The organism is Streptomyces xanthii (assembly GCF_014621695.1).
Taxonomy (GTDB): Bacteria; Actinomycetota; Actinomycetes; order Streptomycetales; family Streptomycetaceae; genus Streptomyces; species Streptomyces xanthii.
Map to the genome: position 1 here is coordinate 423,738 of NZ_CP061281.1, position 13,221 is coordinate 436,958.

The window sequence follows — 13,221 nt, forward strand, 5'->3', positions numbered from 1 at the left end:
CCGACGGGCGACACGCACGACGAGGGGCACCGCGACGCGATGGCACAACGGACGACGGCACGGACACCGACGCAGACACCACCCGAGGTGCGGGCACAGCCGCGGGTGCGGGAGCCGGTGGCGGCTCCCGAGCAGGGCAGACCGGCCGCCCGGGAGTCGTACTTCGACAACGTGAAGTACCTGACGATCGTGCTGGTCGCGTGCGGGCACGCCTGGGAGCCGCTGACGTACGGCAGCCGGGCCGTGCACGCGGTGTACCTGTTCGTCTACGCCTTCCACATGCCGGCGTTCGCGCTCGTGTCCGGGTATTTCTCGCGGAGCTTCGACATGGCGCCGGGCCGGCTGCGGCGGCTGATCACCGGGGTCGTCGTGCCGTACGTCGTCTTCGAGGTGGCGTACACGCTGTTCTACCGCTGGGCTCAGGACGATCCGGGGTATCCGGTCAGCCTGCTGGATCCCTGGTATCTGATGTGGTTCCTGGTCGCGCTGTTCGTGTGGCGGATGTCGACGCCGCTGTGGCTGCAGCTGCGGCATCCGGTGCCGGTGGCGCTGGCGATCGGCACGGCGATGTCGATGTGGCCGGGCGCGGGCGGGGATCTGGCGTTGCAGCGGGTGCTGCAGTTCCTGCCGTTCTTCGTGGTGGGGCTCGTGCTGCGGCCGGAGCACTTCGCGCGGCTGCGGACCTGGCGGATGCGCCGCGTGGCGCTGGCGGTCCTCGCGGCGGCGGTCGTGGCGGCGTACGCCGTGGAGCCGAGGCTGGACGCGGGCTGGTTCTATCACCGTGCCAGCGTGGCGGAGCAGGGCGTGCCGGCCTGGACGGGGCTGATCGTCACGCCCGCGCTCTTCGTGCTGGCGCTGGTGCTGACCGCCTGCTTCCTGGCGTGGGTGCCGGGCCGCAGGCTGTGGTGCACGGCGCTGGGCACGGGGACGCTGTACGCGTATCTGCTGCACGGGTTCGTCATCAAGGCGGCCCGGTTCGGCGACTGGTACGCGCATCCGTGGCTGCACACGCCGCTGGGCGAACTGGCGGTGACGGGCCTGGCGGCCGGCGGGATCACGCTGCTGTGCACGGGGCCGGTGCGCCGGGTGTTCCGGCCGGTGGTGGAGCCGGCCATGGAGTGGGCGTTCCGGCCGACGCGGCGCGAGCGCCGGGCGGCGGCCCGGGAGTGGGAGCGGGAGCCGGCGCGGGTCACATCCGGCGGTGGGTGACGGCCTGCGCCGAGGCGAGCAGGCACTGCATGCGTTCGGTGAGCGAGGCCAGGTCGTCGGCGGGGCTGTGGAACGGGATGCGGACGTCGGCCTGTCCGCGGGCGCGTTCCAGACGGAGTGTCAGTCCGTGCCGGTCGACGGCGAGCGGCTGGACGCGGGTGACGCCGTGCAGGCTGTCGGGGCAGATGAGCCGGGTGAGCTGCTCGACGGCCTCGGGGTGGACGTCGGCGAGGTGGGTGAGGAGCCGGGGTTCGGCGCGGGCCAGCGGGTCGGCGCCGGTGGCGGCGAGTTCGTCGAGGTCGATGCCGGTGCGGCCGGTGCGGGTCTGCAGGACGGCGCGTTCGGTGCGCAGCACCAGTTCGTCGCCGTCCGGGACGAGTTCGCCGGAGAGCCAGAGCCGGGCGCGGATCCGGTCCCGTACGGGGACGGGCGCGGTGTCGGCGAACTCCACGAGGGTCGTGGGGCGGCCGTGCGGGGCGCAGAGCGCGGCGGCGGCGAGGACGCTGTCGGGCGGCGGCGCGATGCGCAGGGTGCCGTCCTCGTCGACGCGGTGGGCGCCGACGAGGTCGTCCCGTCCCACGTCGGTGGTGATGCCGCAGCTGAATGCGGTGGCGAGCACGGAGCGTGCGTGGGCCGCCGTGGTGGGCACGGCGGCAGCGATCGATCGGACACCCATCCCGGAACCTCCATTAGGTAAGGCTTGCCTAACTTATCCGAGACCTCGGTGAGGGTCCAGCCCCGGGGCCCGCCCTCCGGTCCACCCCACGGCCCTGTGTCGTCCCCGTCCGAGCGCGCCGCCGTGCGCTTGACTCGGAAGATGCACCGATTCCTCCTGCTCGTCCTCGTCGTCGCCGCGGCGGCCGCGACGACGGCCCTGTCGCTGCTCGTGTCGCCCTGGTGGTGGTGCGCCGCCGGTCCCCTGCTCGCCCTGGCCGCGCTCGGCGTCGCCGATCTGACGCAGACCCGCCACTCGGTGCTGCGCAACTACCCGCTCGTCGGCCATCTGCGCTTCGTGATGGAGTCGCTGCGCCCCGAGATGCAGCAGTACTTCATCGAGCGCAACTACGACGGCCGGCCCTACGACCGCGATGTGCGCAGCATCGTCTACGAGCGGGCCAAGGACACCGAGGCGGCGGAGCCCTTCGGCACCGAGCAGGACGTGTACGCGTCCGGACACGAGTTCCTGGTCCCGTCCATGCGGCCGGTGGACGCGCCCGAGAAGGCGCCGACGGTACGGATCGGCGGGCCCGACTGCTCACACCCGTACGACATGTCCCTGCTGAACGTCTCCGGGATGAGCTTCGGCGCGCTGTCCTCGCACGCCATCCGGGCGCTCAACGCGGGCGCGGCACGCGGCGGCTTCGCCCACGACACCGGGGAGGGCGGCCTATCGGACCACCATCTGGCGCCGGGCGGCGACCTGGTCTGGGAGATCGGCACCGGCTACTTCGGCTGCCGCACGAAGGACGGGGGCATGGACCGCGCCGAGTTCGCGGACAAGGTGGCCGACTCCCGGGTCAAATGTGTGTCGCTGAAGCTGTCGCAGGGGGCGAAGCCCGGGATCGGCGGGGTGCTGCCGGGCGGCAAGGTGGACGCCGAGATCGCCCGGGTGCGGGACGTGCCGGTGGGCGAGACGGTCATCTCTCCGCCCTATCACCGGGAGTTCTCGACGCCGCGCGAGATGGTGCTGTTCCTCGCGGAGCTGCGGGAGCTTGCGGGCGGCAAACCCGTCGGGTTCAAGCTGTGCGTCGGTTCACGCGTCCAGTTCCTCGCGGTCTGCAAGGCGATGCTGGCCGAGGGCGTCAGCCCGGACTTCGTCATCGTGGACGGCTCCGAGGGCGGCACCGGCGCGGCCCCGCTGGAGTTCGCCGACCATCTCGGCACCCCGCTCACCGAGGGCCTGATCACCGTGCACAACGCGCTGGTCGGGGCCGGGCTGCGGGACCGGATCCGGATCGGCGCGAGCGGCAAGGTCGCCACCGGCGCCGACATCGTCAAGCGGCTCGTCCAGGGCGCGGACTTCACGAACGCGGCGCGCGCCATGATGTTCGCGGTCGGCTGCATCCAGGCCCAGCGCTGCCACACCAACACCTGCCCGGTCGGGGTCACGACCCAGGATCCGCGCCGGGTGCGCGCCCTGGACATCAACGACAAGGCCGCCCGCGTGTACCACTACCAGCGGGCGACGGTGCGCAGCGCCGCCCAGATCATGGCGGCGATGGGCGTCCGCGACCCGCGTGACCTGGGGCCTCACCAACTGGTCCGCCGCATCGCACCCCACGAACTGGTCTCCTACGCGCGGCTCTACGCGTGGCTGGAGCCGGGCCGGCTGACCTCGGAGCCCCCCGAGGGCTGGGCCCAGGACTGGGCGGCCGCGGACCCCGACCGCTTCTGAACGCCACCCGCTCACCCCAACTCCACGCGAACGGGGGGTGAATATGCCATCCGCCCACGCGCTCGGCGTCGCGAGCGGCATCATGCCCGCCATGGACGGTACTGCACTGCTCCGAGAGCTCTTCACGGCCGACGAGTACGAGGCGGTCCGCAGGCACGCGGACCATCTGGGAGTGACCGTGAGCGAGTACGTGGCCCGCTCCGCCGCCGAGCGGGCGCTGGAACGCCTGCATCTGACCGAGGCGCTGGAGGCCCGGGCCCCGCACCTGGGCAAACTGTCGATACCGCATCTGGAGCGGACCGGATGCGGAAGCGGCGCCTCGTCCCCGGCGCTCGACCGCTTCCTCGACACGCTGGCCCATCCGGCCGGTCCGGCGGCGGCCGCCGACCCGGCCTGAGCCGGGCAGGGCGCGCACACGGCCCGCCCGTGATCTGCTTGTCGATCAGGTTCCCGGGGAAGATGGCTCGTTACGAGGGGGTTCCGCCCCCGACGCGAACGAGAGGGAGTGATCGTCATGCGTGCGTCCATGGGCGCCGACCGGCGTACCGCGCGCGTGGAGTTCCTGATGCCGCAGGGCTCGGGAGCGGCGCGATGGGCCCGTCGCATGACCCGGTCGTTCCTCGCCGGGCAGATGGAGTGCGCGGCGGGCGACGCCGAGCTGGTGGTCTCCGAACTGGTCACGAACGCGACCCGGGCGTCCCGCGGGCGCAGCGTCCGGATGAGCCTGCGCCTCGACGCGGGCGAACTGACGGTGGCCGTGCACGACGACGCGCCGGGGCTTCCCCGGATGCGGCCGGCGTCCACGAGCGCCGAGTCGGGACGCGGGATCGCCCTGGTGCACGCGCTGGCCGACCGCTGGAGCGTGGAGCGGCATCCGTACGGCGGCAAGACGGTGCGGGCGGTCCTCGGCCCCTGCTGAACGCGCGGGACGCGACGCCGGCCCTCGGGCCGCCGCCGCGTCCTGGTGGAACGCGGGGCTCAGTGGCCCCGCGCGATCCACTCCTCCAACTGCGGTGCCTCGGCGCCGATCGTCGTCGCGTCGCCGTGACCGGTGCGGACCACGGTGTCCTCCGGCAGCGTCAGGAGCTTCCCGCGGATCGACTCGATGATCGTCGGGAAGTCGCTGAAGGTGCGGCCGGTGGCGCCCGGGCCGCCCTGGAACAGGGTGTCGCCGGTGAAGACGGTGCCGAGTGCCGGGGCGTACAGGCTGACGGCGCCGTGGCAGTGGCCGGGCGTGTGCAGCACCGTCAGCTCGACCCCGGCGACGGACAGCCGCTGTCCGTCGGCCAGTTCACCGTCGGGCGCGCGGTCCGGGTGGGTCCGCTTCCACAGTTCGGTGTCGGCCGGGTGCAGCAGGATCGGTGCCCCGGTGCGCTCGGCGAGCGCGGGGGCCGCGTCGATGTGGTCGTCGTGCGCGTGGGTGCACACGATGGCGACGAGCCGGCGCTCCCCGACGGCCTCGGCGATGGCGTCGGCGTCGTGGGCGGCGTCGATGACGACCACCTCGCGGTCGTCGCCGACGAGCCACACGTTGTTGTCGACGTCCCAGGTGCCGCCGTCGAGCGAGAACGTGCCGGACGTGACGAGGTGTTCGACGCGCGCGGGGCCCGCGGCTGCTTCGGTGGCGGCCATCAGAAGACCACCACCGAACGCAGGACGTCGCCCTGGTGCATCCGCTCGAAGGCCTTCTCGACGTCCGCGAGCGCGATGGTCTCGGTCACGAACGCATCGAGGTCGAGGCGGCCCTGGAGGTACAGGTCGATGAGCATCGGGAAGTCGCGGGAGGGCAGGCAGTCGCCGTACCAGGACGACTTGAGCGAGCCGCCGCGGCCGAAGACGTCGAGCAGCGGCAGGTCGAGGCGCATCTCCGGGGTGGGCACGCCGACGAGGACGACGGTGCCGGCGAGGTCGCGGGCGTAGAAGGCCTGCTCGTACGTCTCCGGGCGGCCGACCGCGTCGATGACGACGTCGGCGCCGAAGCCGCCGGTCAGCTCGCGCACGGCCTCGACAGCGTCGGTGGAGCGGGAGTTGACGGTGTGGGTGGCGCCCAGCGAGCGGGCGGTCTCCAGCTTCTTGTCGTCGATGTCCACGGCGATGATCTTCGCGGCTCCGGCGAGGCGGGCGCCCACGACCGCCGCGTTGCCCACGCCGCCGCAGCCGATGACGGCCACGGAGTCGCCGCGGCCGACCTCACCGGTGTTGATGGCGGCGCCGAGGCCCGCCATGACGCCGCAGCCGAGCAGGCCCGCGGCGGCGGGCGAGGCGGACGGATCGACCTTGGTGCACTGGCCGGCGGCGACGAGGGTCTTCTCGGCGAACGCGCCGATGCCGAGCGCCGGGGACAGCTCCGTGCCGTCCGTCAGCGTCATCTTCTGCTTCGCGTTGTGGGTGTTGAAGCAGTACTGGGGGCGACCGCGCAGACACGCGCGGCACTGGCCGCACACCGCGCGCCAGTTGAGGATCACATAGTCGCCGGGGGCGACCTCGGTGACGCCCTCGCCGACCGACTCGACGACGCCGGCGGCCTCGTGACCGAGCAGGAACGGGAACTCGTCGTTGATCCCGCCCTCCCGGTAGTGCAGATCGGTGTGGCAGACCCCGCACGCCTGGACCTTCACGACGGCCTCGCCCGGTCCGGGGTCCGGCACGATGATCGTCTCGATGGTCACCGGTGCGCCCTTGGCCCGTGCGATCACGCCCTGAACCTGCTGTGCCATGACGGTCAGCCCTCTTTCTCTACGCGTTCGTTCACGCTTGTTGCCCGCCCATCGTCGCTCACGCCGGGGGTGCGGCGCAGCAGGGGTGCGCAGGTCGGGGCGTTCTAGGCTGCGTACGTGCGTGAGACAAGCTTGGCGGCGTCGACGCTGCTGCCGGTCGACGGGTCGCTCGCGGCGGCGCTGATCGTGCTGCTGGTCCTCGCGGCCACGGTCGCGGCGGTGTTCCGGCTCGCGCCGGACGGGTCGTGGCGGCGTGCGCGGGACATCGTGCTCGCGGGGGTGCGGGCCGCGGTGCAGCTCGCGGTCGTGGCGCTGGTGATCGGCTGGGTGGTGCGGCACGGGGCGGCGCTGCTCGGCTTCCTGCTGGTGATGGGCACCGTGGCCGCGGTGACGGCCGGGCGGCGCGTGACGCGGGCCCGCGGGTGGGGCTTGGCCTGGGCGGCGGTGCCGATCGCGCTGCCCGTCGCGCCGATCGTCGGAGCGCTCGTCCTGTCCGGGCTGCTGCCGATGCGCGGGATCGCGCTGATCCCGGTGACCGGCATCCTGATCGGCGGGGCGATGACGGCGACGGTCCTCGCGGGGCGGCGCGCCCTGGACGAGCTGACCCTGCGCAAGGGCGAGGTCGAGGCCTGCCTCTCGCTCGGGCTGCTCCCCCGCGAGGCCCGCCTGGAGATCGCCCGCCCCGCCGCGTCCGAGGCCCTCCTCCCCGGCCTGGACCAGACCCGCACGGTCGGCCTGGTGACGCTGCCCGGCGCCTTCGTCGGCATGCTCCTGGGCGGCGCGTCCCCGGTGTCGGCGGGCGCGGTCCAGCTGTTCGTCCTCGTGGCGCTGATGGCGGTCCAGGCGATCGCGGTGGCGGCAACGGTGGAACTGGTGGCCCGGGGCCGTCTGCACCGCCCGGGGCCGTGAGCCCGGGCAGCGGCCCTCGGGTCTCGCGTGCAGGCCCGTGCGCCCGGATCGGCTCCTCGCGGCTCTCGTCTGCCCGATGCGGTGTCGTCGCCGAGTGCGGCCCGGTGGGGGCTGGTCGCGCCCCGCGGCGGAGCCGCTGATGTACGGCCCCGCGCCCCTGAAGGCCTGCGGCTTCGCCCCGCCTTCCCCTGGAAGCCTGCGCTGCGCGCAGCTGCCCCGATGGGGGGGCGCGCACGAAGTGCGCACCCCCAGGGGCGCGGGGAACTGCGCGATCAGCCCCCACCGGGCCGCAGCGGTCGCGTCAGCGTGAGGAGGGTGGCGCCGCGCAGGACATGCGGTGAGCCAGGGGCCCGTAGGACCATGGACGGATGTTGCTGGCACGGCTCGCTCAGGTGTCTCAGGAGGTTGCCGCCGCCTCGGCGCGGTCCCGGAAGATCGAGCTGCTCGCGGAGCTGTTCCGGGACACGCATCCGGACGACGTGGCGATCGTCATCCCGTACCTGGCGGGGCGGCTGCCCCAGGGGAGGCTCGGGATCGGGTGGCGGGTGCTGAGCCGGCGGGTGGAGCCCGCGGCCGAGCCCCGGCTCACGGTCCAGGACGTGGACGCCGCGCTCACCGTCATCGGCGACGTCTCGGGCGCCGGTTCGCAGGCGGAGCGGACGCGACTGGTCGGGGAGCTGCTCGGCGCGGCGACGGAGCCGGAGCAGCGGTTCCTGTTCGGGCTCGTGACGGGCGAGGTGCGTCAGGGCGCGCTGGACGCGGTGGCGATCGACGGGCTGGCGAAGGCCACGGACGCGGCGCCCGCCGAGGTGCGCCGCGCGGTGATGCTGGCCGGCGGGGTGCAGCCGGTGGCGCAGGCGCTGCTGGCGCGGGGCCCGGCCGCGCTGGAGGACTTCCGCCTGACGGTGGGCCGGCCCGTGCTGCCGATGCTGGCGCACACCGCGGGGTCGGTCGGCGAGGGCCTGGACAAGCTCGGGGCGTGCGCGGTGGAGGAGAAGCTCGACGGCATCCGCGTGCAGGTGCACCGTTCCGGCGACGAGGTGGGGATCTTCACGCGCACCCTGGACGACATCACGGACCGGCTGCCCGAAGTGACCGCGGCGGCGCGCGCGTTGTACGGGACGTCGTTCGTGCTGGACGGGGAGGTCATCGCGTTCGACACGGCGGGGCGGCCGCGCCCGTTCCAGGAGATCGCGGGCCGGGTCGGCTCCCGGGTCGACGTGGCGCGGGCGGCCGCGGCCGTGCCGGTCTCCCCCGTCTTCTTCGACGTCCTGTCCGTGGACGGCGAGGACCTGCTGGATCTGCCGTTCGCGCGGCGGCACGAGCGGCTGGCCGGTCTGGTTCCGGAGCCGATGCGGGTGCGCCGCCTCGTGGTGGAGGACGAGTCGGACGCCGAACAGCGGTCCGCGGCCGACGCGTTCTTCGCGGCGACGCTGGAGCGCGGCCACGAGGGCGTCGTCCTGAAGGGACTCGAGGCGCCGTACAGCGCGGGCCGCCGGGGCGCGTCCTGGCTGAAGGTGAAGCCCGTGCACACGCTCGACCTGGTGGTGCTCGCGGCGGAGTGGGGGCACGGGCGACGCACCGGCCGGCTGTCCAACCTCCACCTGGGGGCACGGCGCGCCGACGGCTCGTACGCGATGCTCGGCAAGACGTTCAAGGGGCTGACGGACGCGCTCCTCAACTGGCAGACCGAGCGGCTGCGCGCGCTCGCCCTGTCCGACGACGGGCACGTGGTGACGGTGCGTCCGGAACTGGTCGTCGAGATCGCGTACGACGGACTCCAGCGGTCCACGCGCTACCCGGAGGGCGTCACGCTGCGCTTCGCGCGGGTGGTGCGGTACCGGGAGGACAAGGCGCCCGAGCAGGCGGACACCGTGGAGACCGTCCTCACCCAGCGGGACCGACCCCCCGACGCCTGACCGTTTCTTTGCCAAAACATGGCACGTATAAGGTGTCCCGAGCGCCGAACAAGGTGCATTCGACATCCATTCGCAGGGGGAGACGTGCCCGCTTCACGCCTGAGCAGGACACCATTGCCAGGGATCGGCATCCGCTACGACCTGACGACGCGCGAGCAGCGGCTGCTGTCGGTCGTCGCCCACCGGGACGGCGGCCGCACCCTCAGCGCGTACCAGGCCGACGACCCGGACGCCTGCTCCCTGTCGCTGAAGCTGACGTCGGGTGAGGCCGAGGCGCTCATCGACGCGTTGATGCCCTCGCACCACAGCCCGAACCTGCTGCACACCACGGACCTGGGCCTGGTCGCCGAGCGCATCGAGGTGGCGGCGACCTCGTACTGGAACGGGCGGCTGCTCGGCGAGACGCAGATGCGCACGGAGACCGGGGCGTCCATCGTGGCCGTGCTGCGCCGCGCGGACGCGATCCCGTCCCCCGCGCCGGACTTCCGGCTCGCGGGCGGGGACACCGTCATCGTCATCGGCACCCGCGAGGGCGTCGAGGCGGCGGCCACGATCCTGGGTCGGGAGTGATCGGATGCATTCCGCTGTCTTCCTGATCGAGTTCGGGGCGATCATCCTGGCGCTCGGCCTCCTCGGCCGGATCGCGGGGCGGCTGCGCTTCTCCCCCATCCCGCTGTATCTGCTGGCCGGTCTCGCGTTCGGCGAGGGCGGGCTGCTGCCGCTCGGCGCGAGCGAGGAGTTCGTCGCGATCGGCGCCGAGATAGGCGTGATCCTGCTGCTGCTGATGCTGGGGCTCGAGTACACGGCGAGCGACCTCGTCACGAACCTCAAGACGCAGTACCCGGCCGGCCTCGTCGACATGACGTTCAACGCGCTGCCGGGCGCCGCCGCCGCGCTGCTGATGGGCTGGGGTCCGGTCGCCGCCGTGGTGCTCGCGGGCGTCACGTGGATCTCGTCCTCGGGCGTCATCGCGAAGGTGCTCAACGACCTTGGTCGCGTCGGCAATCGCGAGACGCCGGTGATCCTCAGCATCCTCGTCCTCGAGGACCTCGCCATGGCGGTGTACCTGCCGATCATCACGGCGCTGCTGGCGGGGGTCGGCTGGGCGGCGGGCGGGATGACGCTCGCGATCGCGCTGGGCGCGGCCGGGCTCGTCCTGTTCGTCGCCGTCCGCTACGGGCGGCACATCTCGCGCTTCGTCTCCAGCGACGACCCGGAGAAGCTGCTCCTGGTGGTCCTCGGTCTGACGATCCTGGTCGCGGGGATCGCCCAGCAGCTCCAGGTGTCGGCCGCCGTCGGCGCGTTCCTCGTGGGCATCGCGCTGTCCGGCGAGGTCGCCGAGGGCACGCACACGCTGCTCTCCCCGCTGCGGGACCTGTTCGCCGCCGTGTTCTTCGTGTTCTTCGGGCTGCACACCGACCCGGCGAGCATCCCTCCGGTGCTGCTGCCCGCGCTGCTCCTGGCCGTCGTCACGGCCTGCACGAAGATCGCCACGGGGTACTGGGCGGCGCGCCGCGCCGGGATCTCCGTCAAGGGCCGCTGGCGGGCGGGCGGCGCGCTCGTGGCGCGCGGCGAGTTCTCGATCGTCATCGCGGGTCTCGCCGTCACGTCGGGGATCGAGCCGCGGCTCGGCCCGCTGGCGACCGCGTACGTGCTGATCCTGGTGATCGTGGGACCGCTGACCGCGCGGTTCACCGAGCCGCTCGCGCAGCGTCTGTTCAAGCAGCGCGCCCCGCGGGCCGTGCCCGTGCCGGCCCCCGCCGTGCCGGAGCCACGCCCCTCGAAGGAACCGGCCGCGGAGAAGCTCGCGGAGGAGCCCGCTGCGGAGGAACCGGCCGCGGTGGACGCCTCGGACGGGGCGACCCGCGCCTGAACCCCGGGGCCGGTCCGGCCCCACGCCTCTCGCCCGACGGCGACCGCGAGGAGAACGCACGCGTTCTCTCCCCGGTCGCCGTCCCTCGTTCGGGCGCATAGCGTGGTGGGCGATGTTGATCGGGGGGGTGCACCTGGGTGTCTGGAGGCCTCCATGGATCGCTCGCCCGATTCCGCAGCAACCGCCGGATCCGTACCCGCCTCCGCCCCACCGGGCACGAGCACCGCGTACCCCGGCGGCGGCCGGCACGAGCACCGCTGGCTGATCCTCGCCGTCATCGGCATCGCCCAGCTCATGGTCGTGCTCGACGCGACGATCGTGAACATCGCGCTGCCGTCGGCCCAGCGGGATCTGGGTTTCACCGACGGCAACCGGCAGTGGGTCGTCACCGCGTACGCGCTCGCGTTCGGCAGTCTGCTGCTGCTCGGCGGACGCATCGCCGACCTGGTGGGCCGCAAGGCGGTGTTCCTCGCGGGCCTGGTGGGCTTCGCCGCGGCCTCCGCGTTCGGCGGCGCCGCCACCACGTTCGGCATGCTGGTCGCGGCCCGCGCCCTGCAGGGCATGTTCGGCGCGCTGCTCGCGCCGGCCGCGCTGTCCCTGCTCACGACGACGTTCACGGACCCCCGCGAGCGCGCGAAGGCCTTCGGCATCTACGGCGCCATCGCGGGCGCGGGCGGCGCGGTCGGTCTGCTGCTCGGCGGCGTGCTCACCGAGTACCTGGACTGGCGCTGGTGCCTGTACGTGAACCTGCTGTTCGCGGTGGTCGCGATCCTCGGCGGGGCGCGGCTGCTGCACGGTGGCCGGCCCGCCGACCGGCCCAAGCTGGACGTGCCGGGCACGATCCTGGTGTCCGTCGGCCTGTTCTGCATCGTGTACGGATTCTCGAACGCCGAGTCGCACGCCTGGGGCGACGCGCAGACCTGGGGTTTCCTGGTGGCCGGCGCGGTGCTGCTCGTCGTGTTCGCCTGGTGGGAGACGCGGGCGGCGCATCCGCTGCTGCCGGTGCGGGTGGTCACGGACCGGGACCGCGGGGCCTCGTACCTGGCGATGTTCATCTCCGGCGCCGGCCTGTTCGGCGTGTTCCTCTTCCTGACCTACTACCTCCAGCAGGTCCTCGCGTACTCGCCGGTGATCACAGGTGTGGCGTTCCTGCCGATGGTGGCGTGCATGATCTTCTCGTCGGTCGTGGCGACCAACTCGCTGCTCCCCCGGCTCGGCCCGAAACCCCTGGTCCCGCTGGGCATGGCGCTCGCGGCCGCCGGTATGGCGTGGCTGACCGCGCTGGACACGAACAGCTCGTACGCGGCCCATGTCATGCCCCCGTTGCTGGTCTCCGGCATCGGCCTCGGCCTGGTCTTCGCGACCGCGATGAACCTGGCCACGGCGGGTGTGGCCGCGCACGACGCGGGTGTGGCCTCCGCCATGGTGAACACGAGCCAGCAGGTGGGCGGTTCGATCGGCACGGCGCTGCTCAACTCGCTGGCGACGAGCGCCGCCGCGAACTACATGGCGGGCAAGCCGCCGACCCCGCAGGTCAGGACGCAGGCCGCGCTGGAGAGCTACTCGACGGCGTACTGGTGGTCGGCGCTGTTCTTCGCGGTCGGGTTCGTCGTGACGCTGGTCCTGTACCGGCCGGGCCCGCCCCGGTCGCTGACCGGCGAAGCCGTCCACATGTGAGCCTGAGGGCATGAGCGACCAAGCCGGGAAGAGACCGCGGCGCAGCGCGGGCCTGCTGCTGTTCCGCCGCACCGACGCCGGGCCCGAGGTGCTGCTCGGGCACATGGGCGGCCCGTTCTGGGCGCGCAAGGACGCGGGCGCGTGGACGGTGCCGAAGGGCGAGTACGAGGAGGACGAGACGGCGTGGGACGCGGCCCGCCGGGAGTTCCGCGAGGAGCTGGGGCTACCGGCGCCGGACGGGCCCGCGCTGCCGCTCGGCGATGTCGTGCAGTCGGGCGGCAAGCACGTCACGGTGTGGGCGGTGGAGGGCGATCTGGATCCGGCGGACGTGGTGCCGGGCACGTTCACGATGGAGTGGCCGCCGCGCTCGGGCCGCCGTGCCGAGTTCCCCGAGCTGGACCGGGTGGCGTGGTTCGGCCTGGACGCGGCGCGGGCGGTGACGGTGAAGGCTCAGGCGGTGTTCCTGGACCGGCTCGCCGAGCGGCTCTGAGCCGGGGCGCGAGCGGCGTGCTCGCGTTGCGC

At 73.2% G+C, this 13,221-nt stretch carries 13 protein-coding genes; 10 read left to right on the forward strand and 3 right to left on the reverse strand.

The genetic code is table 11. The features are described 5' to 3' along the window. Positions 1-39 precede the first annotated feature (39 nt). The gene (locus IAG42_RS02075) at positions 40-1,209 is read left to right on the forward strand and encodes an acyltransferase family protein (RefSeq protein ID WP_188335278.1); all 1,170 of its coding nucleotides are present in this window, start codon (positions 40-42) and stop codon (positions 1,207-1,209) included. Here the strand turns inward: IAG42_RS02075 and IAG42_RS02080 are convergent. Continuing rightward, positions 1,190-1,885 carry a DUF2470 domain-containing protein gene (locus IAG42_RS02080; RefSeq protein WP_188335279.1) on the reverse strand — a complete coding sequence of 232 codons (696 nt, stop codon included), beginning with the start codon at positions 1,883-1,885 and terminating at the stop codon, positions 1,190-1,192. The two genes, IAG42_RS02075 and IAG42_RS02080, sit on opposite strands and share 20 nt — an antisense overlap. A 141-nt stretch (positions 1,886-2,026) precedes the next feature. Between IAG42_RS02080 and IAG42_RS02085 the strand changes: the two genes are divergently transcribed. The 3 genes from IAG42_RS02085 (at position 2,027) to IAG42_RS02095 (ending at position 4,523) form a co-directional block, all read left to right on the forward strand. Next, positions 2,027-3,604: an FMN-binding glutamate synthase family protein gene (locus IAG42_RS02085; protein ID WP_188335280.1), complete on the forward strand. Its 1,578-nt coding sequence runs from the start codon at positions 2,027-2,029 to the stop codon at positions 3,602-3,604. 91 nt (positions 3,605-3,695) lie between these two features. After that, entirely contained in the window at positions 3,696-4,001 is a 306-nt protein-coding gene (locus IAG42_RS02090; protein ID WP_188335281.1) for a hypothetical protein, read from the forward strand. 117 nt (positions 4,002-4,118) lie between these two features. Continuing rightward, entirely contained in the window at positions 4,119-4,523 is a 405-nt protein-coding gene (locus tag IAG42_RS02095; protein ID WP_188335282.1) for an ATP-binding protein, read from the forward strand. Between the two features lie 59 nt (positions 4,524-4,582). Here IAG42_RS02095 and IAG42_RS02100 read toward each other — a convergent pair whose 3' ends face one another. Further along, positions 4,583-5,236, reverse strand: coding sequence for an MBL fold metallo-hydrolase (locus tag IAG42_RS02100; protein ID WP_188335283.1), 654 nt, complete (start codon positions 5,234-5,236; stop codon positions 4,583-4,585). Continuing rightward, on the reverse strand, positions 5,236-6,321 hold the full coding sequence (locus tag IAG42_RS02105) for an S-(hydroxymethyl)mycothiol dehydrogenase (protein ID WP_188335284.1): 1,086 nt from the start codon (positions 6,319-6,321) through the stop codon (positions 5,236-5,238). Before IAG42_RS02105 ends, IAG42_RS02100 begins: the two co-directional genes overlap by 1 nt. Before the next feature lie 117 nt (positions 6,322-6,438). Here IAG42_RS02105 and IAG42_RS02110 point away from each other — a divergent pair, with 117 nt between their 5' ends. The 6 genes from IAG42_RS02110 (at position 6,439) to IAG42_RS02135 (ending at position 13,189) form a co-directional block, all read left to right on the forward strand. Then, positions 6,439-7,230, forward strand: coding sequence for an ABC transporter permease (locus IAG42_RS02110; RefSeq protein ID WP_188335285.1), 792 nt, complete (start codon positions 6,439-6,441; stop codon positions 7,228-7,230). Between the two features lie 368 nt (positions 7,231-7,598). Further along, positions 7,599-9,149 (forward strand): ATP-dependent DNA ligase, encoded by a 1,551-nt coding sequence (locus IAG42_RS02115; protein ID WP_188335286.1) that lies wholly within the window; start codon positions 7,599-7,601, stop codon positions 9,147-9,149. Positions 9,150-9,233: 84 nt separating this feature from the next. After that, on the forward strand, positions 9,234-9,719 hold the full coding sequence (locus IAG42_RS02120; protein ID WP_188335287.1) for a cation:proton antiporter regulatory subunit: 486 nt from the start codon (positions 9,234-9,236) through the stop codon (positions 9,717-9,719). 4 nt (positions 9,720-9,723) lie between these two features. Then, positions 9,724-11,022, forward strand: coding sequence for a cation:proton antiporter (locus tag IAG42_RS02125; RefSeq protein WP_188335288.1), 1,299 nt, complete (start codon positions 9,724-9,726; stop codon positions 11,020-11,022). A 153-nt stretch (positions 11,023-11,175) separates the two neighbouring features. Continuing rightward, positions 11,176-12,699, forward strand: a complete 1,524-nt coding sequence (locus tag IAG42_RS02130) for an MFS transporter (protein WP_188335289.1) — start codon at positions 11,176-11,178, stop codon at positions 12,697-12,699. Between the two features lie 10 nt (positions 12,700-12,709). Then, on the forward strand, positions 12,710-13,189 hold the full coding sequence (locus IAG42_RS02135) for an NUDIX domain-containing protein (protein WP_188335290.1): 480 nt from the start codon (positions 12,710-12,712) through the stop codon (positions 13,187-13,189). Positions 13,190-13,221: the final 32 nt, after the last annotated feature.